The sequence below is a fragment of the Mucilaginibacter sp. P1_A3 genome, from assembly GCF_056406855.1.
Genome location: NZ_JBFTZJ010000001.1, coordinates 652,987 through 677,950, shown reverse-complemented (window position 1 = coordinate 677,950; position 24,964 = coordinate 652,987). Strand labels below are relative to the sequence as shown.

Annotated in this window: 18 protein-coding genes; 10 read left to right on the top strand and 8 right to left on the bottom strand. The window is 45.1% G+C overall.

Going from position 1 to position 24,964, the window contains the following annotated elements; translation table 11 throughout:
* The first annotated feature begins 17 nt into the window (after positions 1–17).
* The 6 genes from AC1D0K_RS02730 (at position 18) to AC1D0K_RS02705 (ending at position 7,922) form a co-directional block, all read left to right on the top strand.
* Positions 18–2,126 (top strand): GDSL-type esterase/lipase family protein, encoded by a 2,109-nt coding sequence (locus tag AC1D0K_RS02730; protein ID WP_477397588.1) that lies wholly within the window; start codon positions 18–20, stop codon positions 2,124–2,126.
* Between the two features lie 10 nt (positions 2,127–2,136).
* Positions 2,137–3,315 carry an AGE family epimerase/isomerase gene (locus tag AC1D0K_RS02725; RefSeq protein WP_477397586.1) on the top strand — a complete coding sequence of 393 codons (1,179 nt, stop codon included), beginning with the start codon at positions 2,137–2,139 and terminating at the stop codon, positions 3,313–3,315.
* 3 nt (positions 3,316–3,318) lie between these two features.
* Positions 3,319–4,482, top strand: coding sequence for a sialidase family protein (locus AC1D0K_RS02720; RefSeq protein ID WP_477397584.1), 1,164 nt, complete (start codon positions 3,319–3,321; stop codon positions 4,480–4,482).
* 211 nt (positions 4,483–4,693) lie between these two features.
* On the top strand, positions 4,694–5,164 hold the full coding sequence (locus AC1D0K_RS02715) for a (2Fe-2S)-binding protein (protein ID WP_477397582.1): 471 nt from the start codon (positions 4,694–4,696) through the stop codon (positions 5,162–5,164).
* Positions 5,161–7,317: a xanthine dehydrogenase family protein molybdopterin-binding subunit gene (locus AC1D0K_RS02710; RefSeq protein WP_477397580.1), complete on the top strand. Its 2,157-nt coding sequence runs from the start codon at positions 5,161–5,163 to the stop codon at positions 7,315–7,317. Before AC1D0K_RS02715 ends, AC1D0K_RS02710 begins: the two co-directional genes overlap by 4 nt.
* Positions 7,314–7,922 (top strand): hypothetical protein, encoded by a 609-nt coding sequence (locus AC1D0K_RS02705; protein WP_477397578.1) that lies wholly within the window; start codon positions 7,314–7,316, stop codon positions 7,920–7,922. Before AC1D0K_RS02710 ends, AC1D0K_RS02705 begins: the two co-directional genes overlap by 4 nt.
* Before the next feature lie 120 nt (positions 7,923–8,042).
* Here the strand turns inward: AC1D0K_RS02705 and AC1D0K_RS02700 are convergent, their stop codons facing one another.
* The gene (locus AC1D0K_RS02700; RefSeq protein WP_477397576.1) at positions 8,043–8,177 is read right to left on the bottom strand and encodes a hypothetical protein; all 135 of its coding nucleotides are present in this window, start codon (positions 8,175–8,177) and stop codon (positions 8,043–8,045) included.
* 205 nt (positions 8,178–8,382) lie between these two features.
* On the opposite strand from AC1D0K_RS02700, the gene AC1D0K_RS02695 reads away from it, so the two are divergent.
* Positions 8,383–9,579, top strand: a complete 1,197-nt coding sequence (locus AC1D0K_RS02695; RefSeq protein WP_477397574.1) for a PQQ-dependent sugar dehydrogenase — start codon at positions 8,383–8,385, stop codon at positions 9,577–9,579.
* A gap of 117 nt (positions 9,580–9,696) precedes the next feature.
* Here AC1D0K_RS02695 and AC1D0K_RS02690 read toward each other — a convergent pair whose 3' ends face one another.
* The 7 genes from AC1D0K_RS02690 to AC1D0K_RS02660 all read right to left on the bottom strand — a co-directional run bounded on the left by AC1D0K_RS02690 (position 9,697) and on the right by AC1D0K_RS02660 (position 19,621).
* Positions 9,697–11,496 (bottom strand): alpha-L-fucosidase, encoded by a 1,800-nt coding sequence (locus AC1D0K_RS02690; RefSeq protein WP_477442447.1) that lies wholly within the window; start codon positions 11,494–11,496, stop codon positions 9,697–9,699.
* A gap of 143 nt (positions 11,497–11,639) precedes the next feature.
* On the bottom strand, positions 11,640–12,140 hold the full coding sequence (locus AC1D0K_RS02685; RefSeq protein ID WP_477398355.1) for a class I SAM-dependent methyltransferase: 501 nt from the start codon (positions 12,138–12,140) through the stop codon (positions 11,640–11,642).
* Positions 12,141–12,569: 429 nt separating this feature from the next.
* Positions 12,570–12,626, bottom strand: a complete 57-nt coding sequence (locus AC1D0K_RS02680) for a hypothetical protein (protein ID WP_477398359.1) — start codon at positions 12,624–12,626, stop codon at positions 12,570–12,572.
* A 34-nt stretch (positions 12,627–12,660) separates the two neighbouring features.
* Positions 12,661–14,331 carry a RagB/SusD family nutrient uptake outer membrane protein gene (locus AC1D0K_RS02675; protein ID WP_477398353.1) on the bottom strand — a complete coding sequence of 557 codons (1,671 nt, stop codon included), beginning with the start codon at positions 14,329–14,331 and terminating at the stop codon, positions 12,661–12,663.
* A 13-nt stretch (positions 14,332–14,344) separates the two neighbouring features.
* The gene (locus AC1D0K_RS02670; protein ID WP_477442445.1) at positions 14,345–17,848 is read right to left on the bottom strand and encodes a TonB-dependent receptor; all 3,504 of its coding nucleotides are present in this window, start codon (positions 17,846–17,848) and stop codon (positions 14,345–14,347) included.
* Positions 17,849–17,980: 132 nt separating this feature from the next.
* On the bottom strand, positions 17,981–18,940 hold the full coding sequence (locus AC1D0K_RS02665) for a FecR family protein (RefSeq protein WP_477442442.1): 960 nt from the start codon (positions 18,938–18,940) through the stop codon (positions 17,981–17,983).
* A gap of 78 nt (positions 18,941–19,018) precedes the next feature.
* On the bottom strand, positions 19,019–19,621 hold the full coding sequence (locus tag AC1D0K_RS02660; protein WP_477398347.1) for an RNA polymerase sigma factor: 603 nt from the start codon (positions 19,619–19,621) through the stop codon (positions 19,019–19,021).
* 608 nt (positions 19,622–20,229) lie between these two features.
* On the opposite strand from AC1D0K_RS02660, the gene AC1D0K_RS02655 reads away from it, so the two are divergent.
* The 3 genes from AC1D0K_RS02655 to pxpB all read left to right on the top strand — a co-directional run bounded on the left by AC1D0K_RS02655 (position 20,230) and on the right by pxpB (position 24,963).
* Positions 20,230–21,141, top strand: coding sequence for an SAM hydrolase/SAM-dependent halogenase family protein (locus AC1D0K_RS02655; RefSeq protein ID WP_477398345.1), 912 nt, complete (start codon positions 20,230–20,232; stop codon positions 21,139–21,141).
* Positions 21,142–21,181: 40 nt separating this feature from the next.
* Positions 21,182–23,902, top strand: a complete 2,721-nt coding sequence (locus AC1D0K_RS02650; protein WP_477398343.1) for a TonB-dependent receptor — start codon at positions 21,182–21,184, stop codon at positions 23,900–23,902.
* A gap of 344 nt (positions 23,903–24,246) precedes the next feature.
* The gene (pxpB, locus tag AC1D0K_RS02645) at positions 24,247–24,963 is read left to right on the top strand and encodes a 5-oxoprolinase subunit PxpB (protein ID WP_477442440.1); all 717 of its coding nucleotides are present in this window, start codon (positions 24,247–24,249) and stop codon (positions 24,961–24,963) included.
* Position 24,964: the final 1 nt, after the last annotated feature.

Below are 24,964 nucleotides of genomic sequence, written 5' to 3'. Positions count from 1 at the left end.
CCCATAAAAATTAGCAGATGAAATTTAAGAACAAGTATTTGATATTACTACTGCTTAGTTTATTAAGTACGATAAAACCGCTGTATGGCCAAAGTGAGGCTATTAAAGTAGCTTGTATTGGCAATTCGGTTACGTATGGTTATGGCCTGGCTAAACCTGCACAGGAGAGTTACCCGGCTCAATTGCAAAAATTATTGGGTGCTCATTATAGTGTTTTAAACTTTGGGCACAGCGGGAGTACTTTATTGAAAAATGGGCACAATCCCTATTTTAAAACACCCGAGTTTGCAAATTTAATAGCTTCAAAACCAGATATAGCTATTATTCACCTTGGTCTTAACGATACCGACCCACGAGACTGGCCCGATTTTAAACAGAACTTTGAAGCTGATTATGCGTGGCTCATTGACACCATCAGAAAGGCAAACCCGCGGGTAAAGGTATTTATATGCAAGCTAACGCCCATCTTCAGCGGACATCCCAGGTTTAAATCGGGCACAAGGGATTGGTACTGGCAAATTCAAAATCTGATCCCGCTTATTGCCGCGGCAAACAACACCGGGCTAATTGATTTTCATGAGCCGCTTTATAACCGACCCAACCTTTTTGCAGATAATCTTCACCCGGATAAAGAAGGGGCATTGATATTAGCCCAAACAGTTTATAGCAGGCTTACCGGGAATTATGGAGGCTTAAAATTACCTGCAGTGTTTACTAATCAAATGATATTACAGCGTGACAGGCCTATCCCGGTTTATGGAAAAGCTAATGCCGGCGATGCGATTGAAGTGCGATTTAAAGGGAAAGTTTTCAAGTCGAAGGCTGATGAAAATGGGGATTGGAAAGTGGTGCTTCCGGCGGCAAAGGCTGGTGGCCCTTTTAAAATGAAAATATCTGGCAAAGACACCATTATTACCATCAGTAATATTTTATTAGGCGATGTATGGCTATGTGCTGGGCAATCAAACATGTATTTCCCGTTAAGCAGGTCTGCAGGTGGCGATACAGCTATAAAAAACGCTGTTGCAAACAGAAAACTACATTTATACAAGCTCAATTTGCAGGCCGAATCTGATCTGGGCGCCTGGGATTCGGTTAGTTTAGCTAAAGCTAATGGACTGACTTTTTTTTCAGGTTCCTGGAAAACTTGTGACAGCAGTTCGACCGCTGGTTTTTCGGCGGTGGCCTACTATTTCGGTCAAAAAATATCCTGGGACGTAGGTGTACCTATCGGCTTAATTGAGGTGGCAGTTGGCGGTTCTCCAACAGAATCATGGATAGACCGGTATACGATGGAACATGATGATCAATTGGTTGATATGCTGAATAATTGGCGAACTTCAGACTATGAAATGCAGTTTTGCAGGGACAGGGCGGCCATCAATTTAAAAAATTCTACCAATTTAAAGCAGCGCCACACTTATGAGCCTTGCTATAACTATGAAGCCGCTATCGATCCCCTCACCCGTTTCCCGGTAAAAGGTGTTGTTTGGTACCAGGGCGAAAGTAATACACATAACATCGGGCTGTACAGCCATCTCTTTAAAACACTGGTTAGCAGCTGGCGCCAAAAATGGGGGTATAATTTACCTTTTTATACAGTACAGTTATCGGGTATTAACCGGCCATCGTGGCCTGCATTCAGGGATGCACAGCGTAAACTGCAACAACAGGTACCCAACACAGCAATGGCCGTAAGCTTTGATCTCGGCGATTCGCTGAACGTTCATCCAACCCGGAAAAAAGAAATAGGGGAAAGGCTGGCTCTGCTGGCCGGGCGCTATACTTATCATAAGCAAGTTAAAGCCAACGGGCCGGAGCCAAAAAACGCCTTGTTAAGGGGTAATGCAATCGTACTGGCCTTTGCTTTTGCACAGGAATTAAAAAGGGCAAACAACAAATCATTGATTGGTTTTGAAATCATTACTAATAAAGGACGTAGCATTGCCGCACCTGCAATTATTAAAGGTAACAAGGTCTACATAACTGTGCCCGCCGGCGAAAAGATCAAAGCTATTAATTATGCCATGCAGCCTTTTACAAGAGCAAACTTAATTAATGAAGCGGGGTTGCCTGCTCCAACCTTTACCATGCATTGGCATGAAAAGGAGAATTTGTTTTATTAAATCTATAAAAATGAGTTATTCCAATATCGAACTAAATAAGTTAAAAATATTTTATGAGCGGCAATTGCTGCAGGATACAGTTCCATTCTGGTTCCCCCGTTCTGTTGATGAACAATACGGCGGCTACCTGCTTATGCGCGACCAGGATGGTAGCTTAATTGATGATGACAAGGCCGTATGGATACAGGGCCGGGCGGCATGGTTACTGGCAACGCTTTACAATACTGTAGAGCCCCGGCAGGAATGGCTGGATGGTGCAAAAAGCGGTATCGATTTCTTAACCGATCATTGCTTTGACACTGATGGGCAGATGTTTTTCCATGTAACCCGCGATGGCAGCCCGATACGCAAACGGCGGTATTATTTTTCCGAGACATTCGCGGTGATTGCTATGGCTGCCTATGCCAAAGCATCCGGTGATGAAACTATTGCCCAAAGGGCCCGAGACCTGTTTGGTAAATGCATTGAATATGCAACCGTACCGGGGTTGCTTTCCCCTAAATTTACATCAATCCGGCCGGCCAAGGGCATCGGCGTGCCCATGATCATGATGAATACCTCCCAGCAACTGCGGGAAACCATTGGTGATGAGCGTTGCGATGAATATATCACCAAATGGATAAGGGAAATTGAAACAGATTTTGTGAAGCACGATATTAAATGTGTAATGGAGCAGGTGTCGCCGGATGGAAGCATTATTGACCACATTGATGGGCGTACGCTTAATCCCGGTCATGCTATTGAGGGGGCCTGGTTTATTTTACACGAAGCCAAATACCGTAATAATGATGCTCACTTAATTGAATTGGGTTGCACCATGCTTGATTATATGTGGGAACGCGGATGGGATAAGGAACATGGTGGTATTTTATATTATCGGGATGTATACGATAAGCCGGTACAGGAGTACTGGCAGGATATGAAATTCTGGTGGCCGCATAATGAGGTGATTATTGCCACCCTGCTGGCTTATACACTTACCGGTAATGAAAAATACGCCCGGTGGCACAAACTGGTGCACGATTACGCCTATAGTAAATTTCATGACCCGGTAAACGGCGAATGGTTTGGTTATCTGCATCGCGATGGTACTGTAGCACAATCAGCCAAAGGTAATTTGTTTAAGGGTCCATTTCATTTGCCCAGGCAGGAATGGTATTGTATGCAGTTATTAAAACAAATAATATAAATTATGAAAGTATTGACCATTTACATTGTTATAAATCTTTTTTGTGTTTCATTATGGGCACAGCAAAATGAGGTAAACGTTTTTAATTCAGGCTCCGAAGGGTACGGGTCTTTCCGGATTCCGGCTATTACCAAAGCTCCCAACGGTGATTTGCTTGCCTTTGCAGAAGGCAGGGTGAACGGAGACGACGATTTTGGCAACATTCAGATTGTACTGAAACGAAGTAGCGATGGAGGAAAGAATTGGAGTGCCTTGCAGGTTGTGGCATCTAACGATACCCTGCAAACGGGTAATGCAGCGCCGGTGTGTGACCTTACGGATGCGGCTTATCCCAAAGGGAGGCTGTTTTTATTTTACAATACAGGAAACGCAACCGAAAGTAACGTGCGCAAGGGGATGGGCTTGCGGGAGGTATGGTATAAAACCTCAACCGATAATGGTTTAACATGGTCGGCCCCGGTAAACATTACATTGCAGGTACACAAGCCTAAGCAGCCACAGGTAAATAGCGCCTATAACTTTAAAGAAGACTGGCGGAGTTATGCCAATACACCAGGCCACGCCATCCAACTGATGGACGGAAAATATAAAGGACGGATTTACATAGCAGCTAACCACTCGGCAGGTGAACCGCAAAAGCATTATGCCGATGGCCGCGCCTTTGGATATTATACAGATGATCATGGCAAAACCTTTAAGTTAAGCGAAGAGGTAAATATCCCTGGCGCCAATGAAAATATGGCTGTTGAACTGGCTGGTAATAAACTGATGATGAACATTCGCAACCAACTTGGCAATGTAAAGCAGCGCATCATCGCCATAAGTAATAACGGCGGCCAGTCCTGGGATACCACTTATTTTGATGCTCACCTTCCAGACCCCATTTGCCAGGGCAGCATTTTAAATTTAGGTAAAAGAGGGAGCAAAGCTATCCTTGCTGTTTGTAATGATGCCGATACTTTGCACCGTGATAATCTTACCCTTCGCATCAGCTTTGACGAAGGTAAAACATGGAAGTATAATGTTGTCATCGCAAAATCTCCGATAGGTTATAAAGGAGCTTTTAGCGCTTACTCTGACCTGGTAGCGGTTGATAAAAAGCATATTGGCATATTATACGAAAAGGACGAATATAAACACATCGTTTTCACGACCCATAGCTTGTAGCTCTGACCGATAGACGAGCATAGTGTTTACACACAAATCAAAAGCCTCAAGTCGAAAGATTTGAGGCTTTTGATTTGGCTTCTTAGCCGGAGCAGCACCCGAACGTATTAAACTGTTGTTTGTATTGGGTTTACATACTTTAATTTTGGTTAAGCCAAAAAAGTTTTCTTAACTTAGTATATACCGTTGATCCTCAATTATTTTACCGCTTATGATCGCATTAAAAGTTAATGATAAATCGTATCAGGTAGACGCCAGTCCCGATATGCCGCTATTGTGGGTACTCAGAGATCTGTTAGGCCTCACAGGCACTAAATTTGGCTGCGGCGTTGCACAATGCGGCGCATGCACGGTTCATTTAAATGGCGAGGCGATACGATCCTGCGTCACGAAAGTTAGCCGGGCCCAAGGTCAAAATATAGTCACGATTGAAGGTTTATCACTCAATAACGATCATCCTTTGCAAAAAGCATGGGTTGAGTTTGATGTGCCGCAATGCGGTTATTGCCAATCCGGGCAATTGATGTCAGCCGCTGTGCTGCTCCGCGAAAATCCTAATCCTACTGATCAGGATATTGATGATGCCATGTCTGGCAATATTTGTCGCTGCGGTACTTACCCGCGAATCAGGCAGGCTATACATAAAGCTGCAGAAATGCAAAAGGAAGGGGGCAAATCATGAGCGATCAACAAACAGCGATCAGCCGTCGTAATTTCCTGAAAGCGGGTGCCTTATTAAGCGGTGGATTATTGATATCCTTTACTATTCCACAGGCCAATCGTTTGCTGATACAGGATGCTACAACCGCTTTTGCACCCAACGCCTTTTTACGTATAGGCGCCGACAATAGCATCACGGTGATACTAAGCCACGTTGAAATGGGGCAGGGCATCTGGACAACGCTGCCAATGATCCTGGCAGAAGAATTGGATGCCGACTGGGACAACATTAAAGTGATGCATAGCGGTGTTGATAAAGATTATAACCACACCGTATATGGCATCCAGATTACCGGAGGATCCAGCAGCACCTGGTCGGAGTTTGACCGATACCGGAAGGCTGGAGCAACTGCGCGCGTTATGTTAACCCAGGCCGCTGCAAAACGTACCGGGGTGGCAATTGAAAACTGTACTACTAAAAATGGTTATGTAATTGCAGGTGGTAAAAAATTAAGTTATGGCGAACTGGCAACTGAAGCGTCAACATTACCGGTACCTCAAAATGTTACCCTGAGGCCGCCAGCGCAGTGGAAATTGATTGGTAAAGGAGTTAAACGTCTCGATGCTTCGGTTAAAACAAACGGGCAGGCTAAGTTTGGAATGGATATACAGTTTCCGGGCATGCTTACCGCTGTTGTAGCCCATGCGCCTGTATTTGGTGGCAAGGTGAAATCGTTTGATGCTTCCGGGGCAAAAGCCGTTCCTGGTGTTAAAGAGGTGGTTGAAATTCCTACGGGCATTGCAGTGATTGCCGATCATTTTTGGGCCGCTAACCAGGGCCGAAAAGCTTTAAAAATAATATGGGATGATGGAGTAGGTGCCAACTTAAGCACCAAAACACAAGTTGATGCCTATCAGAAACTCGCCCATACCGATGGTTTAAAGGCCGCGCAAAAGGGTAACGTTGATCAAGGTTTGGCTAAAGCGGCTAAATTACTAAAGGCCGAATACGTTTTCCCTTATCTTGCACATGCGCCTATGGAACCCTTGAATTGCACGGTGAAAATAAGTAATGATAAATGCGAGATATGGACCGGCACACAGCTGCCTGGTATTGATCTGGCGGCCGCCGCCAGAATATTAGGCATGAAGCCCGAGCAAATAACCATGAATGTAGTGTTCCTTGGTGGAGGTTTTGGTCGCCGGGCTACCATTACGTCTGATTTTGTTTCGGAAGCCGTACATATAGCCAAAGCGAGCGGTAAGTTTGTGAAAATGGTTTGGACGCGTGAAGATGACATGAAAGGCGGTTATTATCGCCCAATGTTCGTACACCGCATCAACACAGGTTTAGACGTATCTGGTATGCCCATTGCGTGGCGGCATAATATTGTTGGTCAGTCTATTATGGCTGGTACTCCGTTTGAATCCAAAGATGGGGTCGATTCTACATCGGTAGAGGGGATTGCTGATTCGCCCTATTTTGAAACCGTACCTGATCATTTTGTTGGCTTACACACCGCTAAAGAAGTTGTCCCGGTATTATGGTTCCGCTCGGTTGGCCATACCCATACTGCCTATGTTATGGAAACCATGGTTGATGAACTGGCTCATACAGCAGGGCAGGATCCGGTAGCTTACCGCCGCAAATTGCTGCAAAAATCACCACGTCATCTGGCGGCTTTAAACCTGGCTGCAGAAAAAGCCGAATGGAATAAGAAATTGCCGGAAGGCCGGTATAAAGGGATTGCTGTACACGAAGCCTTCGGCAGCTATGTGGCGCAGGTGGCAGAAATAAGCATTGATAACGGGAAGCCAAGGGTGCATAAAGTAACCTGCGCAATAGATTGTGGGCTTGCTGTTAATCCCGATGGGGTAAAAGCCCAAATGGAAAGCGGTATTATTTTTGGCCTTACAATGGCGCTGTATGGTGAATTGACCATTGAAAAAGGACAGTTGCAGCAAAGTAATTTCTACGATTACCGTATTGCCCGTATGAATGAGACGCCTGAAATTGATGTCTACATCGTTGATAGCAATGAGAAAATGGGGGGCGCGGGCGAATGTGCAGTACCGCCAACCGCACCTGCTATTGCCAATGCCATCTTCGCGGCAACCGGTAAGCGCATTTATAATTTACCCATCATGAACACTCCTTTAAAACACATCTCATGAGCAGCAAAAAGCCATTTATTCTCATAGTATTGCTATTGGCAACAATTGGTATTACTATAATGTCATTTAAGGGAGCACCTGTTGATCATAACACCTTGGCTACTTTACCTAAGGATAGCATAGGGTCTGTTAAGGCTTTTATGTCTGTTTATAAAGTGCTAAAGAGCGCGCGCTGTATGAATTGTCATCCCAACGGTGATGTGCCTTTGCAGGGTGATGACAATCACCTTCATACTATGGGGGTAAAACGCGGTCCGGATGGTAGGGGCTTATATGCGATGAAATGCAGCAACTGTCATCAGGCCGAAAATGCTCCGGGTATACATACACCTCCTGGAAATCCAAAATGGAGTTTACCGCCCGCAAATATGCGGATGGTTTTCCAGGGAAAAACGCCGAGGCAACTGGCCCTGCAACTGCTGGATCCCAAACAAAATGGCGGAAGAAGCAAACAACAGTTAATTGATCATATGGCCTCGGATGATTTGGTATCCTGGGCCTGGAATCCTGGCGCCGGCAGAACTTTACCGCCGCTTAGCCATACAGCTTTTAGCGCGCAGGTGAAATTATGGATAGCCAAAGGAGCATACGCACCTGCCAGGTAATTTGGGCTTGTCCCTGGTTAAGCGTTGCGTTGACCGGTCGAGATGTTCAGCTTCAGGTTTGGCAGCGCGGTTAATATTTCGCGGTTTAATGGGCTGCGTTCACGCGTGATGCACGGTGTTTCAAAGGGCCACCAGCGCGGCTAAATCATTGATATGGTCATTAAAAGCGGTCAGCTGCGCGCGTTCTGCGCGGGCCGGCCAGCGGGGCATGGTTAAGGCTATGTTCTGGTAATCGTCAAGAACGGCTATTTGCATAGCTCCAAATTTCTATAATTTCTTTTTTTTGTGTGGCTTAAGAAAATCTCGAGCAATGGGAAATGATGAGCTGTGACGGTAAAATACCAGGGGGATTTTGGCTGACCTGGAGCATTGCCCTGGCTATACCGTAAAAAACGTGTTGCATTTCAACTTATAGCCCGTAACAGTGTAACTTGCCTCACACTAACCCAAAATCGATAGGATGTTTTTAAAAGTTAATAAAGTGTTGATCTCAGGTATCGTCTTGTTATCATTCAGTACAGTTGGTATGGCACAGACCGGCGAACCGGTGGAAAAAAATAAGGCCAATAGCCTGTATAAACCAGCCTTTTCCGGGCAAACGCGTATGGGCAGCGTTAAAACTAAAACGCCCTATACGGTTAACGTTATCAGCACCGAGCTGAAAAGTCCCTGGGGTATGCACGTTTTACCAGACGGCCGTTTACTCATCAGCAGTAAGCCGGGAACTATGCAAATACTAACAACTGACGGAAAAATTGCTAAAACCATCACCGGTTTCCCTGAGGTACAGTATGCCGGCCAGGGTGGATTGCTTGATGTTAATATTGATCCTGATTTTGCCAAAAACCGCATGTTGTACTGGACCTATGCTCAACCCGGCAAAGGCTCTACATTGGCAGTGGCCAAGGGCAAACTATCGGCTGATGAAACCAGGCTGGAAAATGTAAAAGTGATCTGGGAAGCTTATCCGCGTTATCAGGGCGCCGGTCAGTTTGGTTCGCGTTTGATTTTTGATCAGCAAGGTAATATTTTCGTCAGCTCGGGCGACCGGCAATCGGACGATATTCGCGTAAAAGCACAAGACCTGGGAGCGAGCACCGGTAAGATCATCCATATCACCAAAGAGGGAAAACCTGTTGCCGATAATCCGTTTGCTGGCAAAGCGGGTGCCAAACCCGAAATATATGCCTATGGCTTCCGTAACCCGGACGGCCTTTCCATTAACCCTGTTACCGGCGGCCTTTGGGAGGCCGAATTTGGCCCACGTGGCGGTGATGAGATCAATCTGATCAAGCCCGGCGGTAACTATGGCTGGCCCTTTGTTACTTATGGTATCGAATACAGTGGAGAAAAGGTTTATGAAGGGATACAACAAAAACCAGGCACGATACAGCCGGTTTACTATTGGGACCCGGTTATTTCCCCTGGCTGCATGATGTTTTATACAGGCAATATTGCAGAATGGAAAAATAACCTTTTCGTAGGCGCTTTGAGCGGACAGCACATCATTCGCCTGGTTATCAAAAATAACAAAGTCGTGGGCGAAGAGCGTTTGCTGGCGGATAAAAACGAACGCTGGCGCTGTATAGCTACCGGTAAAGACGGTGCTATTTACGCCGCCACCGATGGCGGTAAATTATACAAGATAGCTAAGTGATTATATTAAATTTTTGAACCGCATATGGGCCTGCATAAGATGCAGGCCCGTTGCTTTCTTTTTAATAATATTTAAGCAAAGGATATTCCCCTAGTGGGGAGGCCAAAAAATACTGTCTCAGGGTTTCTTACTGAGCCAAATCCTGTTTAATAATAATTTTTCTTGTTCCTTTGGATGCGCCGTTAAAGTGATGTCATAAAAGCCTTCTTTAGGAAAAACGAACTCGCCGATCTGGTTATTTACAAATTCATCGGTATAACTTTCATGCGGCTCAACAACTACTTTTCCGGTTGGTTTCAATGATTGTAAGCGTTGTTGATCGCCTACACTGATTTTTACCTGCATAGCGGTTTTCGAATTATGGTGGTAGGATAGATCTGCGTTATAGGTTCCCGGCCCTGGTATGTATACCCGCCAGGTCAATACGCCGGTTTTATCTATAAACAGGTGGGAGGGGCGCAAACCGTCAAAAGGCACATTTTTATACGATGACATTTTTTCCGAAGTATTAGATCCGGTTAAAGCCATCCCGCCGAATGTGGATTCAGCTGCTACTTTTTCATCAAGTTCTACCGGCTGCGGATATGTTAATGCGATGACGGACACGAGATGGTCCCCTGCAGCGTTCGGCAACTGGATATGGGTGTACGGGCCTGTTTGAACAAAATTTAAGTTCACCTTGCCGGCATCGGTGATCAGTTCGGCTTTTTCAGGCTTGGATAAAATTCCGGTTAAACGTAGTATCTTGTCAAGGGGCCAGTTGTATACCTGAAGGTAAACGATCTGTTTATGATCCAGTGTTTTTGTCGTGATCCGTCCCCAGTCGTGCTGATCAGGCCGTAAGCCAAGACCTGTACACCCGTAAACAGATTCCCCGTTTTTGTCAAGCCAGGCACCCATTTCATCCAACCTAGTCTGGTCTTCATAGGGAACCGAGCCATCGGCCCGCGGGCCGATATTTAAAGTGAATCCCCCGTTGAGACTGACATTACCTATAAGCGATTGCAGTAACTGGCTGGTGGATTTGTACTCGTTCTCCAGGGCATTATACCCCCATGAATTGGCGATGGTTCCCGATGTTTCCCAGGGGTGACTAGTGTAAACCGCTCCCAGCTGGTTATCGCCCATCGTTTCGAAATCAATGCCCGGATAATTTGCCGGTAAACCCAGCCTTGAATTGATCAGGCAAGCTGGTTGTAATTCATGGATCAGGCTGATCACCTGGTCCAGCTGCTCTTTTTTTACAATCGTTGATTTATAATCAACCCACATATCAAACCAGATCATGGCAATGTCCCCATAGTTGGTGAGTAGTTCGCGTAGTTGCGGCAAAACTTTGCCCTGCCAGTATTTATTATATTGCTCATCTGTAATACGTCCGGTTATTTCCTGGTTGTGATCCCAGCCATCCGGATGTTCCCAATCGAGCCAGTGCGAATAATAAAAGCCCAGCTTCATACCATGCTTTTTACAGGCCGCGGCCAGCTCCTTCAGCACATCCCTGTCTGTACCACTGAGTTTACTCAAGTTGTTGGCGCTTACCTTAGAATTCCAGATAGCGATCCCGTCATGATGTTTCGCGGTAATGAGGATATATTTCATGCCTGCTTTTTTAGCCAGCAGCACCCATTGTTCAGGGTCTATTTTATCCCAATCAAACCGTTTGGCTAATCGGACATATTCTGTTTCGGAGATGCGGTTGCGATAGCGGATCCATTCTGCATAATTATTACCGTTTCTCAAACGTTCACCTTTCCATATGCCTTCAGCCGCGCTGTATAAGCCCCAGTGAATAAACATGCCGAAACGGGCATTGGTAAACCATTTGACCTTATCCTGTTCATCTAATGTAGATTGAGCCTGAACGGCATATATAGTAAAGCATAGCAATAAAGAAAGCAGCGTACGTTTCATCATTTCTTGATGTATAGGTATTTGACAATTAAGACGTTTATAATGGTTTATAAAAATACGAATCACTTATAGTTTAAAACTTCGCAAAATTATCATTTAATTCAGCGGGATTGGCACTGCTGGGATCAGCAGGCATATCAAAACGCTCATCGCTGAATAAGCGCGGCGTAGATCTTTGCGCGGTTATAGGCAGATGGGCGCTCGGCCAGTTTGGTGATCTGGTTGTAGCCCAGTGCTGTAAACAAGGTGTCAAGACTTGGGAAGGAAAGGGGATAGGGTACCCAGGGATTGGCGCTGTCCGTATCGTATTCAACAATCAGAAAAGCCGGAGATCCTGAAAAATAAGCCCCGAGCTTAGCAATTAGTTTTTTCTTGTCCCGTATATAATGGAGCGAATTGGCCATCAATATGCCATCGAGACCGGCTAATTTCAGGTCATCCGTTTCAAAATTGGCCATGGTAAAATTCACCGGAATATCCAGGTGCTGGATTTGCCGGTCAATAGCCCAGATCTCACTTGCCGCCGGCAAAAGGTGAAAAAGCGCCCCGGTAAACGTTCCTCCGCCGCAGCCCAAATCAGCCCAGCGTTGCGCTGAACCGGCCGTAAATCCTTTACTGATCAGCGCTATAGCGTCGGTTTGTTTCATGCTTTTAAAATTCTCCTTATCAAAAATAAGCACTTAGCCAGGGATACTATCTTTGCGCTCCAATAATTTTGACGGTTTGCTGTCTTTTCCACAATCCTGTTCATCCACAAATTCTAATAGGGCGATGTATTGGGAAATGAGTTGGACAAGGGCTGGCATATCGGGTAAACATAGCTATATTGGTTAAAGTTTTAAAGGGGAAGTGTTGATTGATGCCAGTTTACCCATGGCGGAATAACCGTTTGCTATTACTGTTACAGGAAGTTTCTCAGGCTTATAAAAAATTTATAAATGACGGCTGTCGCATGTTCGGAAAAAAGAATAAACGGCGATTTGTGAATAGCAGCACGTTTGTAAAGCACCACCAACGCAAATAAGATGGATTAATTACAGCTGCGCCGGCTTGCGGCACAGCTGTATTTAAGTTTATTACCAGTTAGGGTTTTGCTTTAAGTTTGGATTAAGCAACAGGTCCTGGGTGGGCAGGGGAAATAAATAATCCCTGGCTTCATTAAATTTTTTAGGGGGTGCTGGGGTTAATCACAATGTTGCCCCCGGCTGTTCCGTTCTCGAGGGAAACATCGGTTCCCAGTTTTAAGAACTGCGCGTTAGGAATATTGGGCTGATCGCCGGTGTAAATGACCAGATCTGTTTTGCCATCCCTGTCAAGATCATAACTGCCAGCTCCTGGAAAATAGGCGCCCTTAAACTGATCGGTAAGCAGGTGTCCTTCTTTCCATCTCATCAGGTCGTTATACCTAAATCCTTCCATCACCAGTTCAATACGACGTTCACGCCGAATCTCCAGTATCACCCCCTTATTTGAGCCGGTTACATTGTTATATTGTGAAGCTAAATAAGGATCAGGGGAGATGTTTGATGTGGCCATAATCATTCCGGGCATACCTACACGATCCCTTAGTTTCTTAACCGATTTATCCAGATCAGCCTGTGTTAAAGTTCCCAGTTCCGCTTTCGCTTCGGCATAGTTTAACAACACTTCGGCATATCTGAAAATGGGCAGCGGATTTGGCGATTTGCCATTGGCGTCGTTCGCCGCGGCTGTTACAAATTTGGTGAGCTGGTATCCGGTTACTGTACCTGAATAGGAAGGGGCAAGTACATTGGTGCCATCAACACGCTTATATCCGGGTGTGCGTATGGTTTGGGCCAACCGGGGATCCCTGTCTTTGGTTTCTTCAGCAAACTGCATGGTTGCATATCCTGCTTTGTCTGTAAATCGGGACCCATCTTTCATAAGATAGCTATTTACCAGGCGTTTTTCCAGTCCTGGCTTACCAAATGATGGTGAAACCGTGTAATAATTAACGTTGTGCGTTAGCTGCAGGCTGGCGCTGTAAGGCCTTGCCAGGATCACTTCAGTGGTATTTACATTCAAAGCGCTGAATAGATCGGTGTAAGCCTTATCGGCTGAACTGCTGTAAACGGTGTAAGGACCCTGGTCTATCACTTGCGCCGCTGCATCGGCAGAGGCTTTCAGGAATTTTTCGGCGTCGGGAAGTTTAAACTCCGTGTGGTACTTGCGGAATGTGCCTTCAAATAAACCTAACCTTGATTTAAGGGCCAGTGCTGTCCACTTACTCACCTCAACGGGCGATTGTGTTACCGGTAAATGTGCTATGGCAAAATCTATATCATTCAGTACAGAGTCCATTACCAAAGTACGGGGATCCCGGGCTTTGGTTAGCGCCGTATTGTCTGTAGCATCGATAGGTTTAGAATACCAGGGCACATCGCCAAAGTGGGATACCATATTGGCATAAAAATATGCCCGGAAAAATTTGGCTACAGCTACATATTTATCAGTAATGGTTGGGCTAAGTCCTCCACGGCTGTAATTCTGGAGGAAATAGTTAACATTACGCAGGTTATCCCAGGTCCAACCGCCACCTGAAACGGGTACCAGGCGATTGCCGGTAACTTTCTGGTCAAGCGAGTTTAATACTATGTTGTCGCTGTTTTCTCCGTACAGACTGGTAAAACCGTTATCCTCGTAATCAGAATAAGGCAGCATTTTATCATAAAATGATAGTACGTAAAGCCGAAGCTCGTTTTCTGAGTTGAAGCTTTTGTCCGGAGATATCTGGGAAAGCGGTTCCCGGTCAAGTGATTTGGAGCAGGCAGACAGCAGGAGCATGCCCGCGAAAGCCATGTATAAGATCTTTTTCATGTGTGTTTCTTTGTTAAAAGGTGACATCTAATCCCAGGGTGTAGGTCTTCATGAAAGGATACCCCCTGGCGCCAATATCCGAGGCATCAGGTGTGATCGCTTCCGGGTCGATATATTTGGATTTGAGTTTGGTTAGGGTGAACAGGTTTTGGCCGGTGAAGAAAAAACGCATGCGCTCAATTTTCCACTTTTTAATGATGTGAGAAGACAGGTTATAGCCCAGTGTCGCGTTCTTTAATTTGATATAGGCCAGGTTCTGCAGGTACTTGTCGTTGTTGTAATATAGCTCGCCCCCTGAATATGCCGCGTAACCCCTGTTTAAAGGGAAATATGAGTTAGGGTTTTGTGGTGTCCATAATTTGCTCTCGTAATCTTTAGGTATAAAAGACGAATATGGTCTGCCTAAGGTACCCCAGAACATACCTGCTTCTGTATTAGGATACCAGTTTTGTTTGCCTATTCCCTGGAAAAATAGCGAAAGATCGAAATTGCCATAGTTGAAACCGGCATTGATGCCAAAAGAATAGCGGGGCAATGAATTGCCGATCTTTTTCAAGTCGCCATGGTCGGCCACTGTATTCTTGCCATCGTTGATCACGCCGTCGCCATTGGTATCCTTAAATTTTAGATCGCCCGCATGCAATTGCGCCCATTCTCCGGGCGAACCGGTACGCTGGCCGTCAACATAATCCTGGTTAATCTTCCAGTTTTTAGCTTCCTCGTCTGATTTAAAAAAGCCATCAATACTGTAGCCCCACATTTCGCCGAGCTGTTGCCCTACATAAAAGTTGTTAAGCAAACCGTTGGGGTTGTCAAACCTGGTGATCTTCGCTTTATAATCCGATAATACGATCCCAAAGTTATAACCAAAGGGTTTATTCATGATGGTTCCATTGTCCTTCCAGTTGATGGTGATATCCCAGCCTTTGGTATCCAGGTCGCCGGCGTTTTGCTTTGGCGAATCTGCGCCGAATACCGATGGTAATGTTTTACCATTGATCAGCATATTGGTGGTTTTGCGGTCATACCAGTCAAATGATGTTTGCAGCCGGTTATTGAAGAAAGCCATATCTGTACCCAGGTTAAGGGAAGTCGATTTTTCCCAGGTGAAATCAGGCACAACCGGTTTTGGCGAGCTTAAGGTTTGTTGCTGGGTGCCATTCACAATCCATTTGGAAAGGGCAGAGGTAATAACCGGGATATAAGGGTACAGGTTACTGTTGCCTGTGCCTACATCCTGGTTACCTAATGAACCGTAGGAGGCCCGGAACTTAAACTCGGATACGGCGGGTTTAAGCACTTTGAAGAAATCTTCTTCACTAACGCGCCATCCTGCTGATACTGAAGGAAAGAAACCAAAACGGCTTTTGGTTGGAAATCGCGAGGTGCCATCATATCTGCCATTAACTTCCAGCAGGTATTTGCTTTTATAGTCATAATTGATTCTGCCGAAATAACCCAGTAAGGCCCATTCGCTGGCATTGCCGCCGGCCTGCTGTGCTCCTGTGCCCAGGTCTATCTGGTTCAGGTCTTCTGACAGGAGGTTCTGGCGTTGGGTGCTGTTTGATTTGTACTTCTGCAATTCATAATTGTATCCCCCTGTGATCTTAAAGTTATGATCTTTTATTTTTTGCTCGTAGGTTGCGTAAATATTTACGGAATGATGCTGGTTCAGCTGCGTACTTTCTTTTAACTGGTCATAACCTTCATAGTTGATCACTCCCGGGTTAATTGACCATGGGATTAGTGTTTTACGCTGAAAATCGGAGTAGGGGCTCAGCTGGAAGGAGTAAACGCCATTTAATACCAGTCCCCTGGTGATCTGCGCGTTAAAGCCAAGGGCGTTGGTGATGTCGTAACTTTTGGTACCGCCAAGGCTCTTGCCATTCTGTAAGTCGGCATATTCATTTGCACCATAGTTATTTAGGTTGGTGCGGTATGTGAAAGTCCCGTCTGGATTTTGCGGAACATAAGCGGCCATGGCATGATTATATAAACCAGGGTTATTGGAGTTGTAGCCATTGGCAGGCCAAACATAATCGTTGGCGGCAAACTGCGTATTGGAAAAGGCGGTCAGCCATTTAGACAGGTGCGCATTGACCTTGGCCCTGAAATTATAAGCATTATAAACATCTTCCCGCAGGTCAGACTGGTAGATGCCTTTTTGCTGGTAATATCTGCCCGATAGTAAAAAATCTACCTTATCATTGCCTCCGGTGATACTTAAATGATGCTCCATAGCTGGTGTGGTGTTCCTGAACAGGAAATGCCACCAGTCTGTATTGCCGTAATATACATACTGGTTCTGCCCGTTCCGGTTCTGTATTACAACTGATGGCAGGGATTTGTCGGTTTGCCTTAGTTTAAGCTGGGCATAATCATCGGCTGTATAACCGCTGTAACTGTTACCAACATTGCGGGAAAATGCTTCGTCAACCAGTTTCATCTGGGTGTAACCATCGGTTATAAAATCGGTTTTGGTAGCCACCTGTTGCAGGCTGAAATTACTTCCGAAATTGATGGATACTTTTCCGTTTTTTGCTTTTTTGGTGGTGATGAGAATCACCCCGAAAGCTGCCCTTGCGCCGTATATGGCAGATGAGGCCGCATCTTTTAAAACAGATACCGTTTCCACATCATGCGGGTTGATCATGTTCACGTCGCCCGGCACGCCATCGATCAATACCAGCGGTGAACCACTTACGTTGGTAATAGAGGCATAACCACGCACGTTGAATTTTCCCTGGCTGCCGGGGTGACCATCGCCAAAAGTGATGTTAAGGTTTGGGATAGCACCCTGTAAGGCCTGAGCGATACCCGCTACTGGTCGGTCGTCAAACACTTTAGAATCTACCTGGCTAACCGCTCCGGTCAGGTTCACCTTTTTTTGCGTGCCGTAACCAACAACAACCACTTCATTCAATCCGTTTGCAGCCGGTAACAGTTGGGCATCCAGGGCGGTTGTTTCGCTGGCTTTGATGATTACATGTTCAAATCGCCTGCTTTGATAGGAGATGTAACTTATTTCCACGGAATAATCACCCGCGGGAGCTTGTAGCAGATAATTTCCGTTGTCGTCACTTTGAATCCCTTTGTTCAGCTCCAAGATCCTGATCGTAGCGCCGGGTAGGTACAGGCCTTTTTCGTCGGTGATCCTGCCGCTAAGTTTGCCTGGCTGTTGTTGTTTGATCCCGGTACTGCTGAGCATGTTGATCACCACAATGCCGTTTACCTCTTTAAACCCAAGCGAGCGTGGGGTAAGTAGCTTTTTAAGCACATTTTCCAGGGTTTCGTTCCTGAAATTGAGGCTGACGCCCGTATACCTGCTGATGAGCTGGCGGTCGTAGGCGAAGTTGATGCTGCTTTGCTCCTGTAGTTCATGGATGGCAGCTTCCATGGACGCATTCCTGATATCGACAGAAACCCTTTTTTCGAGGATCTGCCCGCTGCTGGCATGCGCCGGAAGCAGGAGGGAAGCAGTTGTGATTACCGTAAGTAACACAAAAGTAAATCTCATTGCTTTAATGATAACTTGATTAAAATTTAATTTCATACATTGTATGGCTTTTGATTGTGAAAGATTTGAAGCATTGCCGGTGATCCGGCTTTTAAAGGAGATGGTTGTTTGCAGCAACCGTCTCTCTTTGTTTTATCGGAAAATTTCTATGGTGTCCCTCCTTTGTTTAATTTTTAAATGATGTATGGCTGTAATAACTTCAAGGGCTTTGAGCGCCGGCATAGAAGTGCTGAGTGTGGCAGTGAAGTGGTTTAAGAACACGCGTTTTTCATTGGTTGAAATATGCAGCCCGTAATTCTTCTCCATTAAAATGGCCATCTCGGCAAAGCTGGCATCGTTTAATACCATGTTGCCTTGCTGCCATGTTAAAGTTTGTTGATCGAGCGATGACATCGTAAGGCGTGCCTGTTTTTTATCGAACACCAACTGCTGATTATTGACCAGGTATTGCGTTGCTTTATTTTTAAGCATTACACCCACTTTACCCTGAGTAACGCCAACCGATAATTTATTAAGCGCGCTATAGGCACGTATATTAAAAGCAGTACCCAATACCTGGGTGGTTAAGGGCCCGCTTTTGATGATAAAGGGGTGATTAATGTCGTGTTTTACATCAAAAAAAGCTTCGCCGTCTTCAATAATTACATTTCTTGTTGATTTAAAGCTATTGGCTATGCGGATAGAGGAACTGCTATTTAAAGTAATAACAGTACCGTCGGGCAAATTAACCCGTTTGCGTTGGCCCGTTTGGGTGCTGATGGTACTATAGCCCGTTATTGCTAAAGTTGATTTTTTTTCGGGTTGACTATGTTTCCAGAAAAGAAAGCCTGCGGAACTTATCAGCAGCATGGTAGCCGCGATTTTTAACCATTGGTAGTTTATACTTTTAACAGCAGCGCCATTATTGTTAAGTTGAGGCATGATGGATAGCCAGATGTCCTCTTTAATTTGCTGCTCCTTTTCTCTGTCCAGGGCAACCGGTAATTCTTCATCCAGTTTATTGTACCAGGCATCTATCTTATTATTTTCGGCCGGCGAGGTTTTGTTTGCTAAGTAGCGTTTAAATATTTCCCTTATTTTAAGGATGTCCATAAGCTGTGCTTTTGACCTATTATCTAAGCAAACAGCTTTTGGTACTATACGCGATGTGTTAAGTTTGTATTAAGTTTTCTACTTGTGGGAGGTGTAAAGCAAAAAAACAACGGGAAGTATCCAATCACCTGTCTGGTGATCGAGAACAGCCGACCGAAGCCTTTTGAGTGCCTGGGTGATCTGGTTTTTAACCGTTTGTTCAGACAGGTCGAGTTGTGCAGCAATTGTAGCAATGGGCATGTCATCCTCTCTGCTCATCCTGAAGATCAGCTGCATCTTCTCGGGCATATTGTTAATGGCCGTATCCAGGAGTTTGCCTAATTCCTTATTTTCCATCAGCGTATCCGGGGCCGCTTCAAAAGCGATGTCCAGTGATTCTGCTTTTTTTATTTGAGCGGATGCATAGGTGTAAAAACTAATGGTTCTGTATTTTAGCGCGGTAAAAAGATACTTGCTTAAATCCTCTTCCTTTATAACACTGATTCGGTGTCTCCTTTTCCACAGCGATACCATTACTTCCTGCACCAGGTCTTTGGCTTCATCTTCGCCCACATTTTTGGCTGCCCGCAGGTATAATGATTTCCAGTGCCGGTCATAAATCTGCCGGAAAGCATGCTGGTCGTTGGTTTGCATGGCGGCAACCAAATCAATATCATTTGTAATCTCTTCGAAGTTTGCCATGCGGCAGCAAAAATAAATGGCGAATATCGTTTTAGCGACTTCCTTGTGTTATGCTTTTATTAACAATGTAGCTGAATTAGTTGCCTATTTTAAAGATAACGGTCAGGATGGATTACACCTTGTCTATAGCGATGATGGATTTAATTAGTCGGCGTTAAAAAATGACAAGTTATACCATAAATCACACGCTACAACATCTATAGTTATTATAGATTATTTATCTTTACTGCATATTGATTATTAATTTGCTCTATAATTACCTTATATCTAAGCTTCTATTACCCGTTTACTGAACAGTAGAGTAGTAATGGGCCGGATAAGATGGCCGCCATAGGAGCGAGGTGCAGATACGGTGAAACTTTTGAATTGATAATTTAATGAAATGACCTACTCACAGGCTAATTTTGTATTTTTTGATATTGAAAAGCCTTCTGAAGAAGTGGCGGCAAAATTCAAAGGGGAAGGAATTATCAGCGTCTGTTCATTTGCGCCTTACAGCACCTGGATCAGGATAAACATCGGGTGCCCGAAGAAAACAGTAAGACCCAGCAAGTGATTAGCCAGATGGCCAGGTAAAAGTAGTTTCTAGTTTAGTTAAATACCTTATTATGAAACATATATTTAAATTTTTTAGTGTTATTTTTTTGTTGGCACTCAGTTGTATCGCTGTGGCACAAAATAAAATCGTTGTTTTCCAATCGGATTTCGGACTAAAGGATGGTGCCGTTTCGGCCATGAAAGGCGTAGCCAACGGCGTATCGCCCGATCTGAAATTGTATGACCTTACTCATGAAATACCAGCCTACAATATTTGGGAGGCATCCTACCGGCTGTTCCAAACAATAAACTACTGGCCGGCGGGTACTGTGTTCGTTTCGGTTGTTGACCCCGGAGTTGGTACAGCCCGTAAATCGGTAGTGTTGAAAATCAATACAGGCCAGTTTATAGTTACCCCTGATAACGGCACGCTCACGCTGGTAGCCGAGACTTTTGGAATAGCGGAGATCAGGGAGATAGACGAGGCCGTTAACCGCCGCAAGGATTCTGGTAAATCTTATACTTTTCACGGCCGGGATGTGTACGCTTACACGGCTGCCCGTTTAGCTGCCGGGGTGATCAGCTTTGAGCAAGTTGGATCTGTACTGCCAAAACAGGTAGTCAATATCCCTTATCAAAAGGCTGCGTTTGAGGGAGGAAAGCTGAAAGGCACTATCGCTATTCTTGATATCCAATACGGGAACATCTGGACAAACATTGGCGATGATTTGGTTAAACAGCTTAACCCCGCATACGGCGATGCTTTGCATGTTATTATTTACCACAGCGGCAAAAAAGCCTATGAGGGCGATGCACCATACAGTCAAACCTTTGGCGCCGTTGCACAGGGCAAACCCTTAAGTTACCTGAATAGCTTGCTGCAGCTTTCATTTGCGCTTAACCAGGCGAGTTTCGCAGATGTACACAAAATAAGCAGCGGCAACGACTGGAGTGTAGAGGTGTCGCTGGCATCGAAAAAATAAAATGTAAAATAGTTTATTTACTGCTCCTGATTTTATCATCATGAAAACAAAATTTACTCCTGCTATTTTGTTCTTCCTGTTCATCAATATGTTTGCCAATGCACAGGATAAAGTAATTGCCGGCCACATTGCCGATAACGCCGGTAAACCTGTTCATGGCGCAACTATTATTGCGCAACCATCAGGCAGGGGTACAGCCAGTAGTTCAGACGGATCCTTCCGCTTTTCAGCTGCCAATACCGATAAAGCCATTAAGGTTACTATGTTAGGTTACGAAGCCTATATCCAAACCATAACAGGCTCATCCAAATTTGACATTACTTTGCAGCCATCATCTGGTAACGTGCTGAACGAGGTTGTGCTGGTGGGCACCCGGAGCGCGGGCCGCACACGCTTAAATACAACCGCTCCGGTTGATGTATTTGATATTGCCAAACTTCAACGGCAAACGCCCCAAAACGATCTGAACCAACTGCTGCAATACGCGTCACCGTCATTTAACTCCAACAGGCAGTCATCATCTGACGGCACCGAACATATTGACCCGGCAAGCATCCGCGGCCTGGGGCCCGACCAATTGCTGGTGCTTATCAACGGTAAACGCAGGCATACCACATCACTTGTAAACAACCAGGGAACTATCGGCAACGGTTCTGTTGGTACTGATCTAAACGCGATCCCGGCTTCGGCAATTGAACGGATCGAGGTATTGCGCGATGGCGCTTCGGCTCAATATGGTTCTGACGCTATTGCGGGTGTGGTAAACATCGTGCTCAAAAAAAATACCGGCGCCCTGTTTGCTTCGGCCACGGGTGGTGTAAGCTCAAAAAGCGATGGGGGATTGGGGCAGCTTAACCTCAATTACGGCACTGCTTTAGGCAAAAACGGGGGGTACATCAATATTACCGGCGAAGGCTACATTCGCGACCGCACAACCCGCGCGCAGAACAACAACCTTATTATTTTTGATCAGTCGGCGCTTAATAACTTTTTCGCTTACGATTTTACCAATGATCCTGCAGCTTCACGCAAATACGATGATGATATGCTGAAACAAAAAGGATTGAGCCGCGATAAATTTAATTTTCAAATAGGCGATGCAAAGATCAAAAATTTAGGATCGTTCATTAATCTCAGCCTGCCGTTCAGCGATGGGAAAGGTGAGTTTTATGCATTTGGCGGGTATAGCTACCGGCAGGGCGAGGGTTACGGTTTCCGCCGTTTGCCGAGTGATTATACAGTGAATGTATACAGTATTTTTCCTGATGGTTACCAGCCTAACACTACATCTCACATCAGCGACAGATCAATAGCTTTTGGTTTTAAACATACGCTGGGCAGTTGGAAAGCCGACCTGAGCAATACTCTTGGCGATAACAGGTTTGATTATTTTATAAATAATACCGTAAATGCGTCGCTTGAAGATAAGTCGCCAACCAGCTTTAAAGCTGGCGGCCACGAGTTTTTACAAAATACAACCAACTTTGATATCAGCCGTAAATTTGATGTATTACAGGGGTTAAACCTGGCCTTCGGTGCCGAGTTTAGGGTAGATAAATACCAGATCCGTGCCGGCGAGGAAGCATCATGGAAAAATTACGCATTGGTAACTGCCGCGGATGGTACGGTTTCAAACCCTTTGGGACTGGCCGGCGGCTCACAGTCGTTTCCCGGCTTTTCGCCGCAGAACGCCGTTAATAAAGCCCGTAACAATACCGGCGTTTATGTAGATGCAGAACTGGATGTAACATCCAAATGGCTTATCAGCGGTGCCACACGTTTTGAGCATTACAGTGATTTTGGATCGGCGCTGAGCGGCAAATTTGCAACGCGGTATAAGGTAGTAAGTGGTTTTAATTTGCGCGGCGCCATAAGTAATGGTTTCAGGGCACCATCGTTACAGCAGCAATACTTTAGCTACGTAAGTACAGATATTCTGCCCGATAATACTTTAGGCGCATCCGGCTTTTTTACCAATAACAGCGCAGTGGCCAAAGCACTGGGTATCCCCAAATTAAAGCAGGAAAAATCACTTAATTACAGCTTTGGGTTTACAACCCAACCAGTAAAAAACCTGAACATCTCTGCCGATAGTTACCTGATCAACATTAAAGACAGGATAGTGCTGACAGGCAGTTTCGGGTTCGATCCGGATGGAAACGCGGTACAGGCTATACAGGATATTATTAACCCGCTTGGTGCAAGCTCTGCCCGGTTTTTCAGTAACGCGGTGGATACCCGTACCCAAGGCATCGATGTAGTGGCCGATTACACCATTCACAGCGGTAGCAGTAGGTTTAATGCCTCATTAGGCTTTAATATCAACACCAATAAAATAACAGGTATTCATGTACCCAGCCAGTTAAAAGGGCAGGAACGGATCTTCTTTTCACCAAATGACAGCACTCTTATAGTTAAAGGCACACCACATACCAAAACCAATTTATCGTTAGCTTATAGCTATAAAAAGTTTAGTGTGTTCCTGCGCAATGTATATTTTGGGGCGGTTGACCGTAATGATTTTCCATTTGGGGAAGAGCAGCAGTGTAAAGGTAAGGTAGTTACTGATATTTCTTTTAGCTATGTTATTAACCCGGTTACGCTAACTATCGGCGCAAATAACCTGTTTAATATCTATCCGGATAAACAGGTTTATGATAACAGTTATTTTGGCGTATTTAAATATGCGCCGGTACAAATGGGAACTTTAGGCGCATTCTTTTTTGGCCGGTTAACACTTATTATTCCTGCAGGTAAGTAACATTTTTTTTAAACTGAGCTGTATAGTGACTGGAATCAAATAATACCAAGTGGATCTCAAAAAAAAATATAAATAATAGCTTTAATATTCTTCACCGCGCCGGCAGGGTTTATTTGCAGCAGATGATATTGGCTACATCGGCCGATACTTTTACAGATGGGCCGTTCGACAATTGAAAAAATCACTAACTTTTAGTCACGTGTTGCGTTCAATCCGAATATTAAAACAAACGATTAACTATTTTCCATAAAATTTATTGAATAATGGCATATGATTGCAACTGTAAATGGTATTGTCGAGATTTATCCAAATAAAACCGGGTTGTTTTACACTTAAATATGTTCATGCCTGACGGAGCCTTTAAAATCTATTATTTAAGCGAAACAGCCGTTACTGTTGAGTTTGGGCAACAAATTGCCGGTAATTTGTTGAACGCGGTTAATAGTTTAAACAATTTGCTTTACGGGCGGCCATTCCCCGGTTTCCGTACAACGGTGCCAGCGTATGCCACCCTCACGGTTTTTTACGATCCTGTTTTAGTGATAAAATCTGATTTACCGGGCGCAGACTGCTTTGAAAAAGTATCGGCTTACCTCACTGATCTGAATAGTCGAAAGAAAATGGATAAGCCAGTTGAGGGGGATATTGTTACTATCCAGGTGTGTTATGGAGGCGACTTTGGCCCTGATTTAGAAGAGGTAGCCTGTCTGCATCGGATCAGCACAGCGGAGGTAGTCAGGTTACACAGCGCAGCCATCTACAAAGTTTATATGATAGGTTTTGTACCTGGTTTTGCTTATTTAGGCGGGATGGATGAACGATTGGCCACACCACGCAAAGCAACGCCACGAAAGTCTGTACCAGCCGGAGCAGTCGGTATCGCAGGGCAGCAAACAGGTGTCTATCCATTGGAAACACCGGGCGGCTGGCAGATCATCGGGCGAACGCCGCTTAGATTGTTTGATCAGAATCGCGGGCAGCCGTCATTATTAAAGCCCGGCGATACGGTGATCTTTAAGGCTATCGATGCGGAAGAATTTAAGGAATTAACAGCCGGTTAAT